Annotated in this window: 15 protein-coding genes; 14 read left to right on the forward strand and 1 reads right to left on the reverse strand. The window is 63.4% G+C overall.

The window, feature by feature from the left end:
- Positions 1–7: 7 nt before the first annotated feature.
- The gene (locus AC6I0Y_RS09010; RefSeq protein ID WP_497731112.1) at positions 8–1,279 is read right to left on the reverse strand and encodes a Y-family DNA polymerase; all 1,272 of its coding nucleotides are present in this window, start codon (positions 1,277–1,279) and stop codon (positions 8–10) included.
- Between the two features lie 900 nt (positions 1,280–2,179).
- Between AC6I0Y_RS09010 and AC6I0Y_RS09015 the strand changes: the two genes are divergently transcribed.
- The 14 genes from AC6I0Y_RS09015 to AC6I0Y_RS09080 all read left to right on the forward strand — a co-directional run bounded on the left by AC6I0Y_RS09015 (position 2,180) and on the right by AC6I0Y_RS09080 (position 14,599).
- A complete protein-coding gene (locus tag AC6I0Y_RS09015) occupies positions 2,180–2,422 on the forward strand; it encodes a helix-turn-helix domain-containing protein (RefSeq protein WP_278853285.1) in 243 nt (80 codons plus the stop codon).
- A 49-nt stretch (positions 2,423–2,471) separates the two neighbouring features.
- Complete coding sequence (locus tag AC6I0Y_RS09020) at positions 2,472–2,714, forward strand: helix-turn-helix domain-containing protein (RefSeq protein ID WP_278853287.1); 243 nt, start codon at positions 2,472–2,474, stop codon at positions 2,712–2,714.
- A gap of 4 nt (positions 2,715–2,718) precedes the next feature.
- The gene (locus AC6I0Y_RS09025) at positions 2,719–3,180 is read left to right on the forward strand and encodes a hypothetical protein (RefSeq protein WP_497731115.1); all 462 of its coding nucleotides are present in this window, start codon (positions 2,719–2,721) and stop codon (positions 3,178–3,180) included.
- A gap of 16 nt (positions 3,181–3,196) precedes the next feature.
- On the forward strand, positions 3,197–4,003 hold the full coding sequence (locus AC6I0Y_RS09030) for an ATP-binding protein (RefSeq protein WP_497731118.1): 807 nt from the start codon (positions 3,197–3,199) through the stop codon (positions 4,001–4,003).
- A gap of 163 nt (positions 4,004–4,166) precedes the next feature.
- Positions 4,167–4,916, forward strand: a complete 750-nt coding sequence (locus AC6I0Y_RS09035) for a hypothetical protein (protein ID WP_497731121.1) — start codon at positions 4,167–4,169, stop codon at positions 4,914–4,916.
- A gap of 21 nt (positions 4,917–4,937) precedes the next feature.
- A complete protein-coding gene (locus tag AC6I0Y_RS09040; RefSeq protein ID WP_497731124.1) occupies positions 4,938–5,483 on the forward strand; it encodes a hypothetical protein in 546 nt (181 codons plus the stop codon).
- A complete protein-coding gene (locus tag AC6I0Y_RS09045; RefSeq protein WP_497731127.1) occupies positions 5,480–7,306 on the forward strand; it encodes a VirD4-like conjugal transfer protein, CD1115 family in 1,827 nt (608 codons plus the stop codon). Before AC6I0Y_RS09040 ends, AC6I0Y_RS09045 begins: the two co-directional genes overlap by 4 nt.
- Positions 7,307–7,499: 193 nt before the next feature.
- Positions 7,500–7,715 (forward strand): hypothetical protein, encoded by a 216-nt coding sequence (locus AC6I0Y_RS09050; RefSeq protein WP_160325015.1) that lies wholly within the window; start codon positions 7,500–7,502, stop codon positions 7,713–7,715.
- Between the two features lie 13 nt (positions 7,716–7,728).
- On the forward strand, positions 7,729–8,145 hold the full coding sequence (locus tag AC6I0Y_RS09055) for a PrgI family protein (RefSeq protein ID WP_497731131.1): 417 nt from the start codon (positions 7,729–7,731) through the stop codon (positions 8,143–8,145).
- Positions 8,117–10,615: a VirB4-like conjugal transfer ATPase, CD1110 family gene (locus AC6I0Y_RS09060; protein ID WP_497731134.1), complete on the forward strand. Its 2,499-nt coding sequence runs from the start codon at positions 8,117–8,119 to the stop codon at positions 10,613–10,615. The genes AC6I0Y_RS09055 and AC6I0Y_RS09060 overlap by 29 nt, the downstream gene beginning before the upstream one ends.
- A complete protein-coding gene (locus tag AC6I0Y_RS09065) occupies positions 10,615–12,240 on the forward strand; it encodes an NlpC/P60 family protein (RefSeq protein WP_497733666.1) in 1,626 nt (541 codons plus the stop codon). Before AC6I0Y_RS09060 ends, AC6I0Y_RS09065 begins: the two co-directional genes overlap by 1 nt.
- A gap of 11 nt (positions 12,241–12,251) precedes the next feature.
- A complete protein-coding gene (locus tag AC6I0Y_RS09070; protein WP_497731137.1) occupies positions 12,252–13,001 on the forward strand; it encodes a hypothetical protein in 750 nt (249 codons plus the stop codon).
- Entirely contained in the window at positions 13,001–14,011 is a 1,011-nt protein-coding gene (locus AC6I0Y_RS09075; RefSeq protein WP_497731140.1) for a VirB6/TrbL-like conjugal transfer protein, CD1112 family, read from the forward strand. Before AC6I0Y_RS09070 ends, AC6I0Y_RS09075 begins: the two co-directional genes overlap by 1 nt.
- 117 nt (positions 14,012–14,128) lie before the next feature.
- The gene (locus tag AC6I0Y_RS09080) at positions 14,129–14,599 is read left to right on the forward strand and encodes a DNA gyrase (protein WP_278853308.1); all 471 of its coding nucleotides are present in this window, start codon (positions 14,129–14,131) and stop codon (positions 14,597–14,599) included.
- Positions 14,600–14,604 lie beyond the last annotated feature (5 nt).

Genomic DNA, 14,604 nt, shown 5'->3' on the forward strand with positions numbered 1-14,604 from the left:
CTCCCTCCTACCTCAGGAACCCGATGGGGTGGACGGTGTTGTCGCGCTTGATATCGAGGGTGCCCATCACCTCGTCGGTGAGCTCAACTGCGCGGTGCACGCACTTGTTCCCGAACCTGCGGCGCAGCTCGTCTACGGCGAGGTCTAGCCTCTCGCGCTTCAGGACCTCCTCGGCGTCCCCGAAGAGGTCGACCTGGAGCGGCTCCCTCATGGTCACGAGGTTGGAGGTCCTCACATGGATGGCTCGGATCGCATGGCACTCGTCGAGCGGCTGGTTCTCGCGGATCAGCTCCATGGCCATGTTCGCTATGTCGCTCGCGAGGCATGTCGGCACGCGCAGGGTGCGCTGGCGCGAGTAGCCGGTGAAGTCGTGGGCACAAACTCCCACCGCGATCGTCCCGCACCGGAAGAGGGACTCGCGCAGGCGCTGGGACACGGACTCGGAGAGCAGCCAGACGAGCGCCTTGACGTCGGCCTCGCAAACCAGGTCGCGAGGCGCGGTGAGCCCGTTGCCGATGCCCTTGATGACGTAGTCCACGTCTGCACGCTTAGGGTCCATCACGCGCACGGGGCTCATGTCCTCGCCGCGCGCGAAGGAGCGCAGCATGAAGCCTATCTTGCCGAAGCGGTTCTTCAGGAAGTAGTCGCCTGCTTGGGCGAGGTCGCCTATGGTCTCGGAGCCCGCCGCATGGAGCTTCCTCATGGTGGCAGGTCCCACATAGATCATCTCGGAGGCGGGCATGGGCCACGCGAGATCCTTGTAGTTGTCCCTTGTGATCTCGATGATGCCGTCGCCTGGGTCGGTGTCGCTGCCGAGCTTGGCGAAAACCTTGTTCCAGGAGACGCCGACGGAGACCGTGAGCCCGAGCTCCTCCTTAACGCGCTCGGAGATCTCCTGTGCGATGAGCATCGGGTCGCCCCCGAGGAGGTGAAGGGACCCGGTCACGTCTATCCAGGACTCGTCGAGCCCGAACGGCTCCACCTGGTTGGCGTACTCGTAGTAGAGCAGCCGCGCGAGCTTCGAGTAGCGCTTGTAGGCGGCGTAGTCCGGCGGCACGATGATGAGGCCGGGGCACTTCTGCTTCGCCTGCCAGATCGCGTCTGCCGTCTTAACTCCCGCCGCCTTAGCCTGCCTGGACTTGGCGAGGATGATGCCACTGCGCTTCTCCGGGTCGCCCGCGACGACCACGGGCTTGCCGCGCAGGCTCGGGTCGAGGTGCTGCGCGACGGACGCGTAGAAGGCGTTCATGTCGATGTGCAGCATCGCTCTGTCGCGCATTTTCACCTCCGTTATAAATTAGGAACATTTGTTCGATAAACGGATTTAATATACACCGACTTTTCGCACCTGCCGTCAATCGAACAGATTGTGGAGTTTCTCGCGTGGGATGCAAGCGGAGCGCGGGTAGATCAACGTGGACAAATTGTCCACGTATGTCTGAACTGGTATTTCTTCGCAAAAAACGAAGTCGAATCCTCGTAGCGATACAATTTCTGCATCGACCCGTGATTTCATCCATGTCCCATGGAAGCACATCTACAAGCTCGCATAATCTTGATAATGAGCATGACGGATTAGGAGAACCCATGCCCAAGAACGCGTACGACATCTTCACCGTGAAGTACGGCAACATGACCTCCCGCTCCTGTAAACTGTCGGACAGGCCGAACTGAGAGTCCGTCCTCGGGAGAGAGCACGTATTCGAGCAATAACAATACGTCAGCATGTCCCACGTATGCTCATTTTCGCACCCCTGCTGGGGTACCCTGTAGTTGGCGCAGGAGCGCCGATCCCGCTCCCCTCAAGGAGTCGTCAGACCCGGGGGAATACAGACCGTTTGAAAGTGATTGCCAAGATGAGAAACGCATATCGGATACCAAGCCTGATACGCCGAGGCGTCTGGCCGATCGAGCCACGGGCCATGCCGCGCCGATAAAGTCACCGCCCATATCCACCCGCTTCAGCCTCGACGAGAGTCGGGGCTTTTTTGTTAATCGAGCAGGATTGGTGCGACGACGGCGCCTCCTTCAGATGTGAAGGTTTTGTCAGAGCGGGACTTAGCGGGACTAACTCGGGAATTCTCGTTTGCGAAGCCATGGGGCAGGTGCAAACATCCCCGGTACAGTCCAGAGGCTGGGCAGCCCGAGAACGCTCTCAGTCAAGACCAGGAGGCCGCATATGCCACAAGACTTCAGAAGCATTGAGCGAGACATGGAACACGCAAATGAGGAGCAAAAGCCCGAGCCGGTCGGACTTCTCACCCCAAAGGACATCGCGCAGAGGCTGAGCGTTTCCGACGCGATGGTATACAAGATGGTTCGCGAGGGCGATCTTGAGGCGGTTCACATCGGACGCCTCGTCAGAATCAGGCCAGAAAGCTATGAGCGTCTCCTTGACGAACGCTCATCGAGGGCGCGGTAGAGACTGTCGGAACACCTCCACTGTTCAGAGTGAGAACAGGAAAACTGACATGTCCAATCCAAAGATAGACAGCGTAAAGCCCCAGAAGGTAGCCGTGCAGGACTTCTACAGCGTGCAGGAGGCGGCCGCGCTCCTGTGCATCTCGAAGACTAGGGTCTACGAGCTCGCGAAAAGAGCCGACGACCCGTTCCCCCTCCGCAGGCTCAAGGGCTTCAAGAGAACCTCGATCGTCCTGCGCAAGGAGCTCATCGCATGGGTGCAGCGAAACTACGTCCTCGCAAGCGACAGGTAGCGCCATGCCCAAGAGCAGATCGAAAGCCGGTGCCCCGAGGGGGCCCGACTCCTTCCTCGTCGTGCACCCCTTCATGTGGAGGGCGCTCGACCTGAAGGGAGTCGAGCTGCTCGTGTTCGCGCGCGCATACGGGTTCTGCAAGAACGGTGGCACCTTCTACGAGAGCCGCGCCGGAACGGCCAGCTATCTCGGCATCTCCGAGCGCTCTGTCACGCGGGCGATCGGCTCCCTGGTTGAGAGAGGGGTCCTCGTTGACCTCGATCCCGACGCGCCCCTCGATGGCGTGAGCACGCGCGCCTATACGCTGTCCGATCACGTGGCCAGGGAGTTTCCCTGCGCTACCCCCGACAAGTTGCCACCCCCTGACAGCCTGTCGGGCGAAACGGCGGCAACGGGTGACGGGGTGTCCGGCGAACGGGTGCCAAGTTGGCACCTTAAAAGTAAATCTGAAAGCAAACTCGATTGAAAGAAAAGGAGCCGATATGGCGAACAAGAGCATGAGCCCGTTCATGACGGCAGAACAGGCACGGGAGGCAGGATTCGAGTTCACCGACCCGGAGCCCAAGCACTGCGAGTACTGCGGGGAGCCGATGGAGCCGCTGTGCATCGAGGGGCGAGAAGGGCACCTGCTATGGATCAGCTGCGTGTCCTGCACGTGCGACGGCGCGCGACAAGCCGAGGAGCTCGCGCGCAAGGAACAGGAGGAAAGGGCCGCACGCGAGCTTGAGCAGGCCTATGCCAGGAGCGGGATCAAGAAGCGCTTCCTGGGAGCGGAGGTCGAGCGGCCCCAGCTCGCCCGATACCTCAACTCGTTCAACGACGAGCCCTCCGTCGGCCTCTACATCACAGGCCCCTCCCGCGCCGGGAAGAGCCACAGCGCGTCCGCCCTCGCCAAGGCCTTCGTGGCGTCCGGCTACAGGACCGTGCTCACCACCTCGATCGCGATGCTCGACGACGTCAAGGCGAGCTTCGACGGGGACGCCAAGGCGGGAGCCGCAAGGTTCTCCTCCTGCGACGTGCTCATCATCGACGACCTCGGCAAAGAGAACGCGAACTCCTGGGTGATGACCACGCTCTTCCAGATCATCAACGACCGCTACGAGGCAATGAAGCCCACGATCATCACCTCCCAGTACACCCCAGACGAGCTCTGCCGCAGGATGTCGCGCGCCGGAGAGCGCGAGAGCGCCGTCGCCATCACCGAGCGACTCAAGGAGACGTGCAGGTTGGTCACATTGCCGAGACGGAAAAGTGTGTACTTGGTGGAGGCGGGACTTAGCGAGACCTAGATGCACCAAGTCGGGAAACGCCGCCTCAACGATCTCAGAAACGGTCATTTAATTCGTCGAGGCGACGGGCTGCGCGGGCAGCCGAAACGCAACGGATAGGGAAACGGGCAGCGGCGCTCCCGTCGCTGCCTTTACACGCACAACGACCCATTAGGAGGTCTCGATGTTCAACATGGCACCGGTCACGCCCGAGGAGCAGGAGTCCCTTGAGGCGAAGTGCCAGGAGAACGGCTGGCTCAAGAGGGGCGGCTTCGACTGGCAGGACGACCCCTGGATGGAGGAGTACCCCTACGAGTTCGACCGCTGCTTCACGATGCAGGACCTCCAGGACTTCTTCAAGCAGGGCAACTGGGGCATCCGCCAGGGAGTCGTCTACGGTGACGTCGCCTTCATCCAGCAGGTTAACGGCGGCGACGAGTGGTGGACGCTCAAGAAGGCCGACGACGGCACCTGGCACGACTTCGAGTCGATCAGCTTCGGGCGCATCGCCGGAGACATCTCCGAGCTCACCCGATACGTGGCGGGCATGCGCATCGCCACCGTCGAGGAGTGCGAGCGGCTCGACTACCTCCCTCCCAAAAACGACATGCAGTGGGTCGGCAACGCCTTCCCGTACCTCGACGACGGGTGGGTCGCCGCACGCAACTGCGACTTCCGCATCCACATCGCCCAGAACTACGAGGGCAAGCTGCTGACCGTGAACGCACCGTCGGAGGACTACATGGTCGACCAGCTCCAAGAGGGCATGACGCTCCTGGACATAGTGAAGGCCCAGATCGGCGAGGCGGACCGCTACAAATCAGAGCGCATGGAGCCGAGCCTCGCGGTCAAGGTCCAGGAGGCGCTCCGCGCATCCGAGAACCAGCACCGCGCAGAGCGCGCCGCCGAGGAGCGCGACGCGTCCGTTCGATAGAGAGAGAAACGAGGAGGAGACATGGCAAGCGATTTCGGGGACGAGTCCGGGGAGAAGCTATTCGACTGGATGCTCCGCATGGGGCAGGACGCCGGGCAGGACGCGATCAGGGCGTCGGCCGAGCGGCTGCGCAACGCCATCCGCAACGTCCGGGGGCAGATGGGCGAAGAGGGGCAGGCCCAAGGGGGCGGAGCGCGCGAGTTCGCGCGCCTCAACATGTCCGAGTTCGAGGAGCTTCCCGACTACGCCACCCTGAAGGAGATCATCGACGAGAAGCTCAACGACGCCGCCATCGAGCACGACTTCGTCAGCGTCGACGGCCACGACCACCTCGTGTTCCGGGTTGCCGCCGCACCCGAGGTCGACGAGGTCTTCGCCAACCTTGAGAAGGACGTCGACAAGGCTGCCGAGCAGGCCATCGAGCAACACGAGCACGACCTTTCCGAGCAGCGCGACGCCGAGCCGCTAGAGCAGAAGGCCGAGGCCGCCAAGGCGGCTTCTGCGGCAGCGCACGAGTCGAAGGAGGCAACGCGCCAGATGGAGCGCGTCGAGGTGAAGGCCCGATGAGGTCGGAGCTGATACTCATCGCCGCGCTGTCCGTCGCGGCGTTCGTCATGGGAGACGTCACGGTGGGATGCCTGCTCCAGGCAGGTGACGTCGAGAGCGACATGCTCGCCCTAATCCTCTCCCAGATCCAGACAGGAAACATGTTCTTCTTGGACGCGCTCCCGCTCTCGGTGGGAGCCGCCTGCGCGTGCGCGGTCTGGCTCGTGTGGGTGCGCTGGTGGGAGCGGCGCGGCCGCTACCGCAAGGGCGAGGAGCATGGCTCTGCCCGCTGGGCGACGCCCAAGGAGATGAAGGCGTACTCGGACGCTAAAGACGCCGACAACAACATCCTCCTCACCGAGCGCGCCTCGATCCGCCTGATCGACGAAGCGCACGACCAGAGGACAGAGACCAACAACAACGTGATGGTCATCGGAGGCCCGGGAACGGGCAAGACCCGCTACTTCGTGAAGCCCAATCTCCTCCAGGCAAACGCGAACTTCTTCATAACGGATCCAAAGGGGACGCTCATCCACGACATGGGATGGGTGCTCTCCGACATGGGATACGAGATCAAGGCGTTCGACACCATCGACTTCTCACGGTCGCTGCACTACAACCCCGTCGCCTACATCCACGGCGAGGCCGAGACGCTGCGCTTCGTGGAGTGCCTCATACGCAACACCACCGGCGACAAGGAGCACACGGGCGACCCCTTCTGGGAGAACGCGGAGAAGCTGCTCTACACGGCGCTCGTCTCCTACCTTCTGCTCCACTGCCCCGAGGAGGACCGCACGGTCCCGGGGCTGCTTTCCCTGCTCGCGCTCGCGGACGCCCGCGAGGACGACGAGGACTACATGAGCCCGCTCGACATGCTCTTCAACGAGCTTGAGACTGGCGAGAGGCTGGTGAAGAAGCCCGCTCCCTCCTGCTACGACCCCTCCACGCGAGAGTTCGACAACGGCTCTGGCGACTACGAGTGGGTGAAGGTCGCGGCCCCGATCCGCCCCGAGGACGACTTCGCGCTATCGAGCTACAAGCAGTTCAAGGTGGCTGCGGGAAAGACGCTCAAGTCGATCATGATCTCCTGCAACGTGCGCATGAAGCCCTTCGACATCGTGGAGATGAGGGAGCTTTTGGCCTACGACGAGATGGAGCTCGACCACATGGGAGACCCTAACCGCAGGGTGTCGCTCTTCGCCTCGATGTCGGACACCGACTCGACCTTCGACTTCGTCTTCGCGCTCCTCATGCAGCAGTCGCTGAACTCGCTCTGCGAGGTGGCGCTCTCCCGCTTCGCCGGAAGGCTTCCGCGCTGCGTGCACTTCGTATTCGACGAGTTCGCCAACATCGGGGTGATACCGGACTTCGAGCGCATGATCACCGTGACCCGAAGCCGCAACATCGCCGTGTCCATGATCTTGCAGTCGCTCTTCCAGCTCGACGAGAACTATGGCGAGAACAACGCCGCGACCATCATGAACGCCTGCGACACGCTGCTCTACCTCGGCGGCAAGTCGGCCGACACCAACCAGAAGATCGCCGACATGATCGGCAAGCAGACGGTATCGAGCGTGTCGGTGAACGACTCACGTGGAGCCAACCCCACCTACACGCACAACTACAACCTCATCGAGCGCGACCTCATGCAGGCGTCCGAGGTATCGAGGATGCCCCGCGACGAGGCGCTCGTGCTCATCAACGGAGCCCAGGCCTTCAAGGACAAGAAGTACCCGCTCGCGCGCCACCCGAGGCGCTCAAGCCTCGACGCTGCGGACGGGCGCGGGATCTTCGACTTCAAAAGATACAGGCAGAGGTTGGAGGGGATGCTCTTGGAAGAGTAGGGCGGAGGCTGCGACAGACACGCCAATGTCTTCAAGGGCGGCGGGTGATTCCACGCACCTGCCGCCGCCGCAGCCCAACAAGACGCAAAGGAGCGCTATGCGCCCTTCGCGTGGTCAATTCTATCACCGCACGGCAGCCCCGCATTCCACGCCAGCGGGAGCTCCGGCAAAACAAGACGCAAAGGACATGAATATGTTAGCCAACATCATCAGCCTGGTTTCGGGCTGCGTGACCTTCCTCGGCGGCTTCCTGGTCGTATGGGGAGCTGTCTCGCTCGGTCTCGCGATCCGCGAGCAGCAGGGAGGCTCTCAAATCGCCTCCGCCATCTCAACCATTGCAGGCGGCGCGATCATCATCGCTGCCGCGGTCTACTTCGGGATGCTAGACACGTCCTGGCTGCCCTCCTAAGAGGAGGCGCGCCATGTCTTTGCAGATCCCCATCCAAAAGGACATAGGCGAATACGAGGAGAAGATCGTCGGCAAACTGTCGTTCCGCACGCTCGTCTGCGTGGCAGGCGGGTTCGGGAGCGCGATAGCCGTCGCGGCAGCATGCCACTTCCTGCTCGGCATCGAGGTGTCCAACGCCGCCCTCCCCGTCATGTGCGCGTCCATACCGTTCTGGCTCGCCGGTTTCTGGCGGCCCTTCGGCATGCGCGCCGAGAAGTTCGCACCCCTTTTGGCAGACCACCTACTTAAAGACCAGAGGCTCCTCTACACGAGTCCCGCCGCCCCGGGCGTGACGGGACCTTCGAGGGGCAAACCGAAGAGACGGGCCAGGAGACTGGCCAAGCGCAAAGGAGCGGAGGCCCATGAGCCATCGAAAGAACAGCAAGAATAGGCCCGAGGGACCAGGCAAGAGGAAGTGCGCCCTCGGGCTGCTCTTCGGAAAGACCACCAACGCCGACAGATCGAAGAAGGAGCACGAGGAGAAGGTAAAGGCCCAGCAGAAGCAGCGCGCCCAGGCGCGAGACATCGCCGCCTACATCGGCTACAACGCCATCTACAAGGACGGCATCGCCCAGGTGGAGACAGGCCTCTTCTCCCAAACCGTCGAGTTCTCCGACATCAGCTACCAGTCGGCCAGGCGCGAGAGCCAGCAGAACATCTTCACCGTGCTCTCGTCGCTATACAACTACTTCGGGGCCGATTCGTGCGTGCAGCTCACCATCGCCAACGTCCCCATCCCCGAGGAGGAGATCGGACGCAAGCGCTTCTTCTCGACCGAGAGCGATGACACGGCCCTCTACGCCAAGGAGTACAACAGGATCCTGAACGACAAGATGCGCGAGGGCGTATCGAACCTCACGCGCCACCGCTACCTCACCTACATGGTGGGCGCGGACGACGTGTACGACGCCGTGCCGAAGCTCTCCCGCATCAAGGGCGACGTGATCGACACGCTCTCCCGCATCCGCTGCGAGGCGCACGCGCTCGACGGGAGCGAGCGCCTTGCCGCACTGCAATCGCAGCTGCGCCCGAAGGCCCCCTTCACGTTCTCCTGGGACCAGGTGAGCCCGCAGTCGAGCACGCGCACGAAGGACCTCATAGCCCCCGCGCTCATCGACTTCAAGCCGGAGGGGCGATCGGACATCTTCCGCGTGGACGAGACCTATGGCTGCGTCCTCTCGATCCGCACGTTCGGCTCGATGCTTGAGGACCACTACCTCGCCAACATCATCGATCTTCCGATGCCGCTGTCGGTGAACCTGCACATCGGGCCCATCGCCCAGTCCGACGCGCTCGCGCTCGTCAAGCGCCAGCTCGACTGGATGGACAAGGAGATCATCGATGAGCAGATGTCGGCCATGAAGAAGGGCTACGACTACACGATACTGCCGCCGGAACTTCGCTACTCAAAGGAGGAGGCCGAGGAGCTGCTTGACTTCCTGCGCAACAAGAACGAGAGGCTCTTCACCTACACCGGCCTCATCTACACCTATGCCGAGAGCATCGAGCAGCTAGAGCGCCAGGTGGCGCAGATCATCTCCATCGGGCAGGGCAACTCGCTCGGCATCGAGCCGCTCTACTACCGCCAGCGCCAGGCGCTGAACTCGGTGCTGCCGCTCGGCGCGAACCACATCGACGTGACGCGCTACCTCACCACGGGCCAGATCGCGATGCAGATGCCCTTCGCATCGCTTGAGCTCAACCAGGAGGGCGGCGGCTACTACGGGCAGTCCAAGCAGTCCGGCAACCTCGTCATCTGCAACCGCAAGAAGCTCGCGAGCCCCATGGGATTCGTCTGCGGCAAGCCCGGCTCGGGTAAGTCGTTCTCGGTCAAGCGAGAGATCACCAACACCGTGCTCGCGTACCCCACCGACGAGATCATCATCTTCGACCCCGCAGGCGAGTACGGAAACCTCATCGAGGCGCTGGGAGGCGTGAACGTGAGGCTCGCGCCGGACGCTGACACCTCCCTCAACCCCTTCGACCTCACAGACGTCGAGGGCAAGGCGGACGCAGCGCAGCTCGCGTTCAAGATAGACGCCTTCCTGGCGCTCTCCTCCGCTATGATGGCGGAGAGCTCCGAGGGGCTCCCCGAGGCAGATAAGTCGATCATCACCCGCTGCGTCGAGGCGGCATACGCCCGCTACGCGGACGCGGGCGGGACGCCGACGCTCTCCGACTTCCACGAGATCCTGAAGGACCAGCCCGAGACCGAGGCGAGGGACATCGCTCTTCGCTACGAGCGCTACGTCACTGGCGCTCTCTCCTTCTTCAACCGCCAGTCCAACATCGGCTTCGACAACCGCATCACCAACATCGACCTGCACGACCTCTCCACCAACATGCGCGTGTTCGGAATGCTCACGGCGCTTGAGGCCGTGCGAAACCGCATGTACGCCAACTACGACCGAGGGGTCACCACCTGGCTCTATATCGACGAGGTGCAGTCGCTGTTCGGGCATCCCACGATCATCGAATACTTCGCTAAGTTCTGGGCGGAGGGCCGCAAGTTCAACCTCATCTGCACCGGCATCTCTCAGAACACCTCCCACATGCTCACCCACGAGCGCGCTCGCACCATGGTGCTCAACTCCGACTTCATGCTGTTGCACAAGCAGGCGTCCCAGGACCTCGCGGCATGGGCGGAGATGCTCACGCTCTCCGGTGCCGAGCGCGAGTACATCGACGAGTCGATCAAGGCCGGTGAGGGACTGCTCGTCGCGGGCGGCGCTCGCGTGCCCATCCGCGACGACTTCCCCAAGGGATCGCTCTACGACCTCTGGAACACCAAGCCCGAGGAGATCGCGCAGCTCAAGCGGGCGCGCGCCTTCGAGGACAACTCCAAGAAGGGCGATAAGTGATGGACCCCAGCAAGCTGGACAAGGAGACCGAGTCCATGACGGAGGTCGTCACGCGCGACAAGGTGGACGCCGTGAGCGCGGGGATCGTCAAGGACGACCGCTCCCAGAAGCTCTCCGTACTGGCAGAGACGCAAGACGCCCTCGGCGTCAGGGCGGCTCGCAAGGGCCGCAAGGCCAAGAGACGCCATCAGCAGGTGGCCGACCGCGCGTCCGACACCTTCCCTGAGTCCTCATCAGCCGAGGGCGTCCACACCGATGCCGAATCCTCCCCCGAGGGAGGAAAGGCCCTGAAGACGCGCCAGGTGCTCGCCGCACGGGCGGTATCGGAGCTCGACGACGCCGACGAGCTCGAAGGCACCCAGGGCGCATACGACGCGGGACGGACCGCCAAGCGCATCTCCTCCGCCATCAGGTCCCGCAAGGCGACCGACGCCGCATGCGGCAGGACGGTAGGCACAGCCAAATCAGCCAAGGCGACGAGCGCGGCGGGCTCTGCCAAGGGCACGGCCGCCAAGGGAACGGCAGCAAGGGCGGCGGGCGCCCAGGGAGCTTCGAAGGCCGCCGCCGGAGCCGCCGCCAAGACCGCCGCATCCTCGGGCACGACCACCGTGGCCGGTGCCGTCGGGGGCAGCGGGCTCGCAGCAGGCGGAGGCGTGCTCTGCGGGATCATCGCCTTCGTGCTAGTGGCGCTCGTCATCGGCCAGGTGATCTCGGCGCTCTTCGGGTTCTGGGACGCCGAGGACAAGAAGCGCTCCATGGAGGGTCTCCCGCCCTACATCACCTACGAGATGGTGGAGGAGGCCGTCCGCTGCCAGGAGGAGTACGGGCACCCCGCTGGCTGCACCATCGCCCAGATCATCTGCGAGTCCGGACAGGGCGAGACCATGAGCCAGCTCGCGACGCGCGACCACAACCTCTTCGGCATGAAGTGGGCGTCATCGTTCGCGTCCGCACCCGAGGTCGCTGGCAAGTCGGGCTGGTCCACGAAGGAGGAGTACATACCGGGGACCTTCACCACCATCACCGCGTACTTCACGGTCTTCAAGGGCGACGTGGAATGCATCCGCTTTCGCAGCCGCGTGTTCCTCCAGGCATCGCACTACAAGAACAACGCGCTCATCAAGCAGGCGATATCCGAGAAGTCCTCCGACAAGATGGCCGAGGGGCTCAAGGACGCCGGATGGGCCACCTCGTCGGCCTACGTGGACTCGCTGAAGTCCGCCATGGACACCTACGGGCTTCGCAGGTTCGACTCCATGACGGTCTCCGACCTCGAATCTGGCGCGTTCTCGTCGGATGCCATCGTCCAGGCCGCCTACAGCCAGCTCGGAGTCCCCTATGTGTGGGGCGGCACCACGCCGGGCGTCGGGCTCGACTGCTCGGGACTCACCCAGTACTGCTACTCGAAGGCGGGCATCTCCATCCCGCGCAACTCCGAGGACCAGGCGCGCGCGGGCCGCAAGGTTCCCGTGTCCGAGGCATCTCCTGGCGACATCTTGTGGCGTCCGGGGCATGTCGCCATCTACATCGGGGACGACCGCTACATCCACGAGCCGCACTCCGGTGCCGTCTGCTGCATAGCCACAGGGGCGAGCTACTTCACGAGCGCGGTCAAGATCAGATAGGAAGGAAGAACATGTCAAGGAAGAACAAGATCATGGCGGCAATCGCCGCAGGGGCGCTCGTCCTGCTCGTGGGCTCGGGCGTGGCGCGCTGCTCGCTCGCGAGCGCGGACGGCCCAGCGCCCGAGGACGCGCCGCAGCAACAGCAATCCCAGGAGCAGCGCTCCCCCGATTTCAGCGAGCCGGAAGGGCAGGGCGGCGCTTCCGCGCCAGAGCAGGCGCAGGGCTCGGCCTTCGAGGCGCTCGTCGGCACCTCCTGGATCGCAGAGGACGACCCGACATCGACGCTCTCCATCGTGAGCGGGGCGTTCGTGGAGAAGTCCGGCGAGGACACGATCGTGACCTACTGGACGATCGACTCCGAGGACGCTGGTTCCGCCGTGCTGCTCGCATCCAAGTCGATGACCGAGGCGGCGAGCCCTGTCACAGCGACCATCGAGGAAGCCGGAGGGACCACCGTCATCAGGTGCGACGCGCTCTCCCATGCCTACAAGCAGGTCCAGGCGGGGGCGCGCTCCCTCTACTTCTCCGGGGTCACGAGCAAGCTCGCCGAGTCCCTCGGCTGCGAGCTCACCGACATCGAGTCGGCCGTGTCGCTTCGCGCGGCCGCAGTCTCTCCAGCATGCGAGCGCGCGGTATGGGACGCCGAGGTCTGGATCGACTTCGCGGGCAACATCGCCACCACCACGTTCACGCTAGACGACGGCGCATCCACGCTCATCTCAGTGACGCGCGCGCCCGACGGCACCATAGAGGTGCTCTGATGGGCATGGGAAAGGTCAAGTCAATCGCATCCAACAGGGCGTTCCTGCCGGCGTTCGCATCCACGCTCGCCGTGCTCTGCGCACTGCTCGTCCCTACCCAGTTCGCATGGGCTTCCATCGCAGACGACATCAACGCATGGCTCTGCGGGGTACTTCGCGACTGGTGCAACTGGATCTTCGGCGCTCAGACCGACGTCATGAAGTCCCTCGGGGCGAACGGCGTGCTGTCCGCCCCCTTCGAGACGATGCTCACGAGCGCGGGCGACGTGTCCATGTACGACATCGCGCGAGGCGTCTGGCAGGTTGCCATCGTGCCGATAGGCTGCGGCGTTCTCGGGCTCGTGTTCACATTGAAGCTAATAGAGATCTCCCAGCGCATGGACGGCAACCAGGCGATGCCCGGAGTGAAGGAGGTCGTGTTCCTGCTCGTCTTCTTCGCCGTGTTCCTGTTCCTCATCCAGCACTCGTTCGACCTCATGGCCGCGATCTACGAGGTGGTGGGGCTCGCCATAGACCGCGTGGAGAACCTCTTCGGCTCGGGAGGCGCGCTCAACATGGCGGCCGTCTCGATAGTCACGGGGGATGACGATCTGTCAGCCCTCCTGGCGCTCCTCGTAGTCGCGGTCATCAGCTGGCTCGTCGTGCTCATCGCCTACATCGTGGCCTTGGTCGTGTGCTGGGCGCGAGCGATACAGCTCTACATCATGGCAGCGTTCTCGCCCATACCCCTCGCGTTCCTGGGCTTCGACCAGACGCGCCAGATCGGCATCGGCTACCTCAAGAGCTTCGGGGCGGTGTGCCTGGCCGGGCTCATCATCTTGATCCTGCTCATCAGCTTCCCCGTGATCCTCGGCAGCATCGTCGCCGTGAACCCCGGCACGGGAACGCCGATTGACGCCATCGCCAACGGCCTCACCTACGCGCTCCAGTACCTCGCAATGTGCATCCTGCTCGTGCTCTCGCTCGTGAAGAGCGGCAGCTGGGCGCGCGACATCGTGAGCGGCTTCTAGGGATAAGGGAGATTCGAGAGGAGGTGGTGCCTATGGGCTGACGCACCCTGAGCACCGAAGGCAAGCGGGCATTCCACTTCAGGCCCGGAAACACAAGACGCAAAAGGAGGCTTCCCAATGGAAGACAACGCAAAGAAGAACGTGTATTTGACCCTGCACCGCAAGTTCGTGCACGAGGACATCCCCTACACCGACCGAAAGACCGGCGAGGAGAAGACCTTCCACTCCGTCACCCTGCCCAAGGGCACCGTCATCGACGGCGTCGATGTCAGCTACTACCAGTTCAGCCCCATGTTCGTGAACCCCTCCCGATTCAAGGGCGAGAACTTCCGCGACATGCCGCTTCTGGCAGACCGCGAGGTGTGGCTGAAGAAGGGTCTCATGAACCCGGACGGCACGCCCGTGGTCGACGAGACCGGCAAGGAGGTCAAGGACATCGTCAAGGTGATGCCAGCGGCACTCAAGGAGGCCGTGGACAAGGGCCGCGCCGAGTTCCTGGCTTCCCTCGACGACAAGGCCAAGGACGCCCGCGAGGCAGCAGACAACCAGACCCGCGAGGCGCGCCATGCCGAGCCCGTCGCACGCTAGAGGGG

Source organism: Adlercreutzia sp. St.1H8 (genome assembly GCF_059728655.1).

Coding starts and splice junctions, on each gene's coding strand:
- AC6I0Y_RS09065 (WP_497733666.1), top strand. CDS start 10,615: ATGGACCCCAGCAAGCTGGACAAGGAGACCGAGTCCATGACGGAGGTC.
- AC6I0Y_RS09050 (WP_160325015.1), top strand. CDS start 7,500: ATGTTAGCCAACATCATCAGCCTGGTTTCGGGCTGCGTGACCTTCCTC.
- AC6I0Y_RS09040 (WP_497731124.1), top strand. CDS start 4,938: ATGGCAAGCGATTTCGGGGACGAGTCCGGGGAGAAGCTATTCGACTGG.
- AC6I0Y_RS09030 (WP_497731118.1), top strand. CDS start 3,197: ATGGCGAACAAGAGCATGAGCCCGTTCATGACGGCAGAACAGGCACGG.
- AC6I0Y_RS09075 (WP_497731140.1), top strand. CDS start 13,001: ATGGGCATGGGAAAGGTCAAGTCAATCGCATCCAACAGGGCGTTCCTG.
- AC6I0Y_RS09035 (WP_497731121.1), top strand. CDS start 4,167: ATGTTCAACATGGCACCGGTCACGCCCGAGGAGCAGGAGTCCCTTGAG.
- AC6I0Y_RS09045 (WP_497731127.1), top strand. CDS start 5,480: ATGAGGTCGGAGCTGATACTCATCGCCGCGCTGTCCGTCGCGGCGTTC.
- AC6I0Y_RS09025 (WP_497731115.1), top strand. CDS start 2,719: ATGCCCAAGAGCAGATCGAAAGCCGGTGCCCCGAGGGGGCCCGACTCC.
- AC6I0Y_RS09070 (WP_497731137.1), top strand. CDS start 12,252: ATGTCAAGGAAGAACAAGATCATGGCGGCAATCGCCGCAGGGGCGCTC.
- AC6I0Y_RS09015 (WP_278853285.1), top strand. CDS start 2,180: ATGCCACAAGACTTCAGAAGCATTGAGCGAGACATGGAACACGCAAAT.
- AC6I0Y_RS09055 (WP_497731131.1), top strand. CDS start 7,729: ATGTCTTTGCAGATCCCCATCCAAAAGGACATAGGCGAATACGAGGAG.
- AC6I0Y_RS09060 (WP_497731134.1), top strand. CDS start 8,117: ATGAGCCATCGAAAGAACAGCAAGAATAGGCCCGAGGGACCAGGCAAG.
- AC6I0Y_RS09080 (WP_278853308.1), top strand. CDS start 14,129: ATGGAAGACAACGCAAAGAAGAACGTGTATTTGACCCTGCACCGCAAG.
- AC6I0Y_RS09020 (WP_278853287.1), top strand. CDS start 2,472: ATGTCCAATCCAAAGATAGACAGCGTAAAGCCCCAGAAGGTAGCCGTG.
- AC6I0Y_RS09010 (WP_497731112.1), bottom strand. CDS start 1,279: ATGCGCGACAGAGCGATGCTGCACATCGACATGAACGCCTTCTACGCG.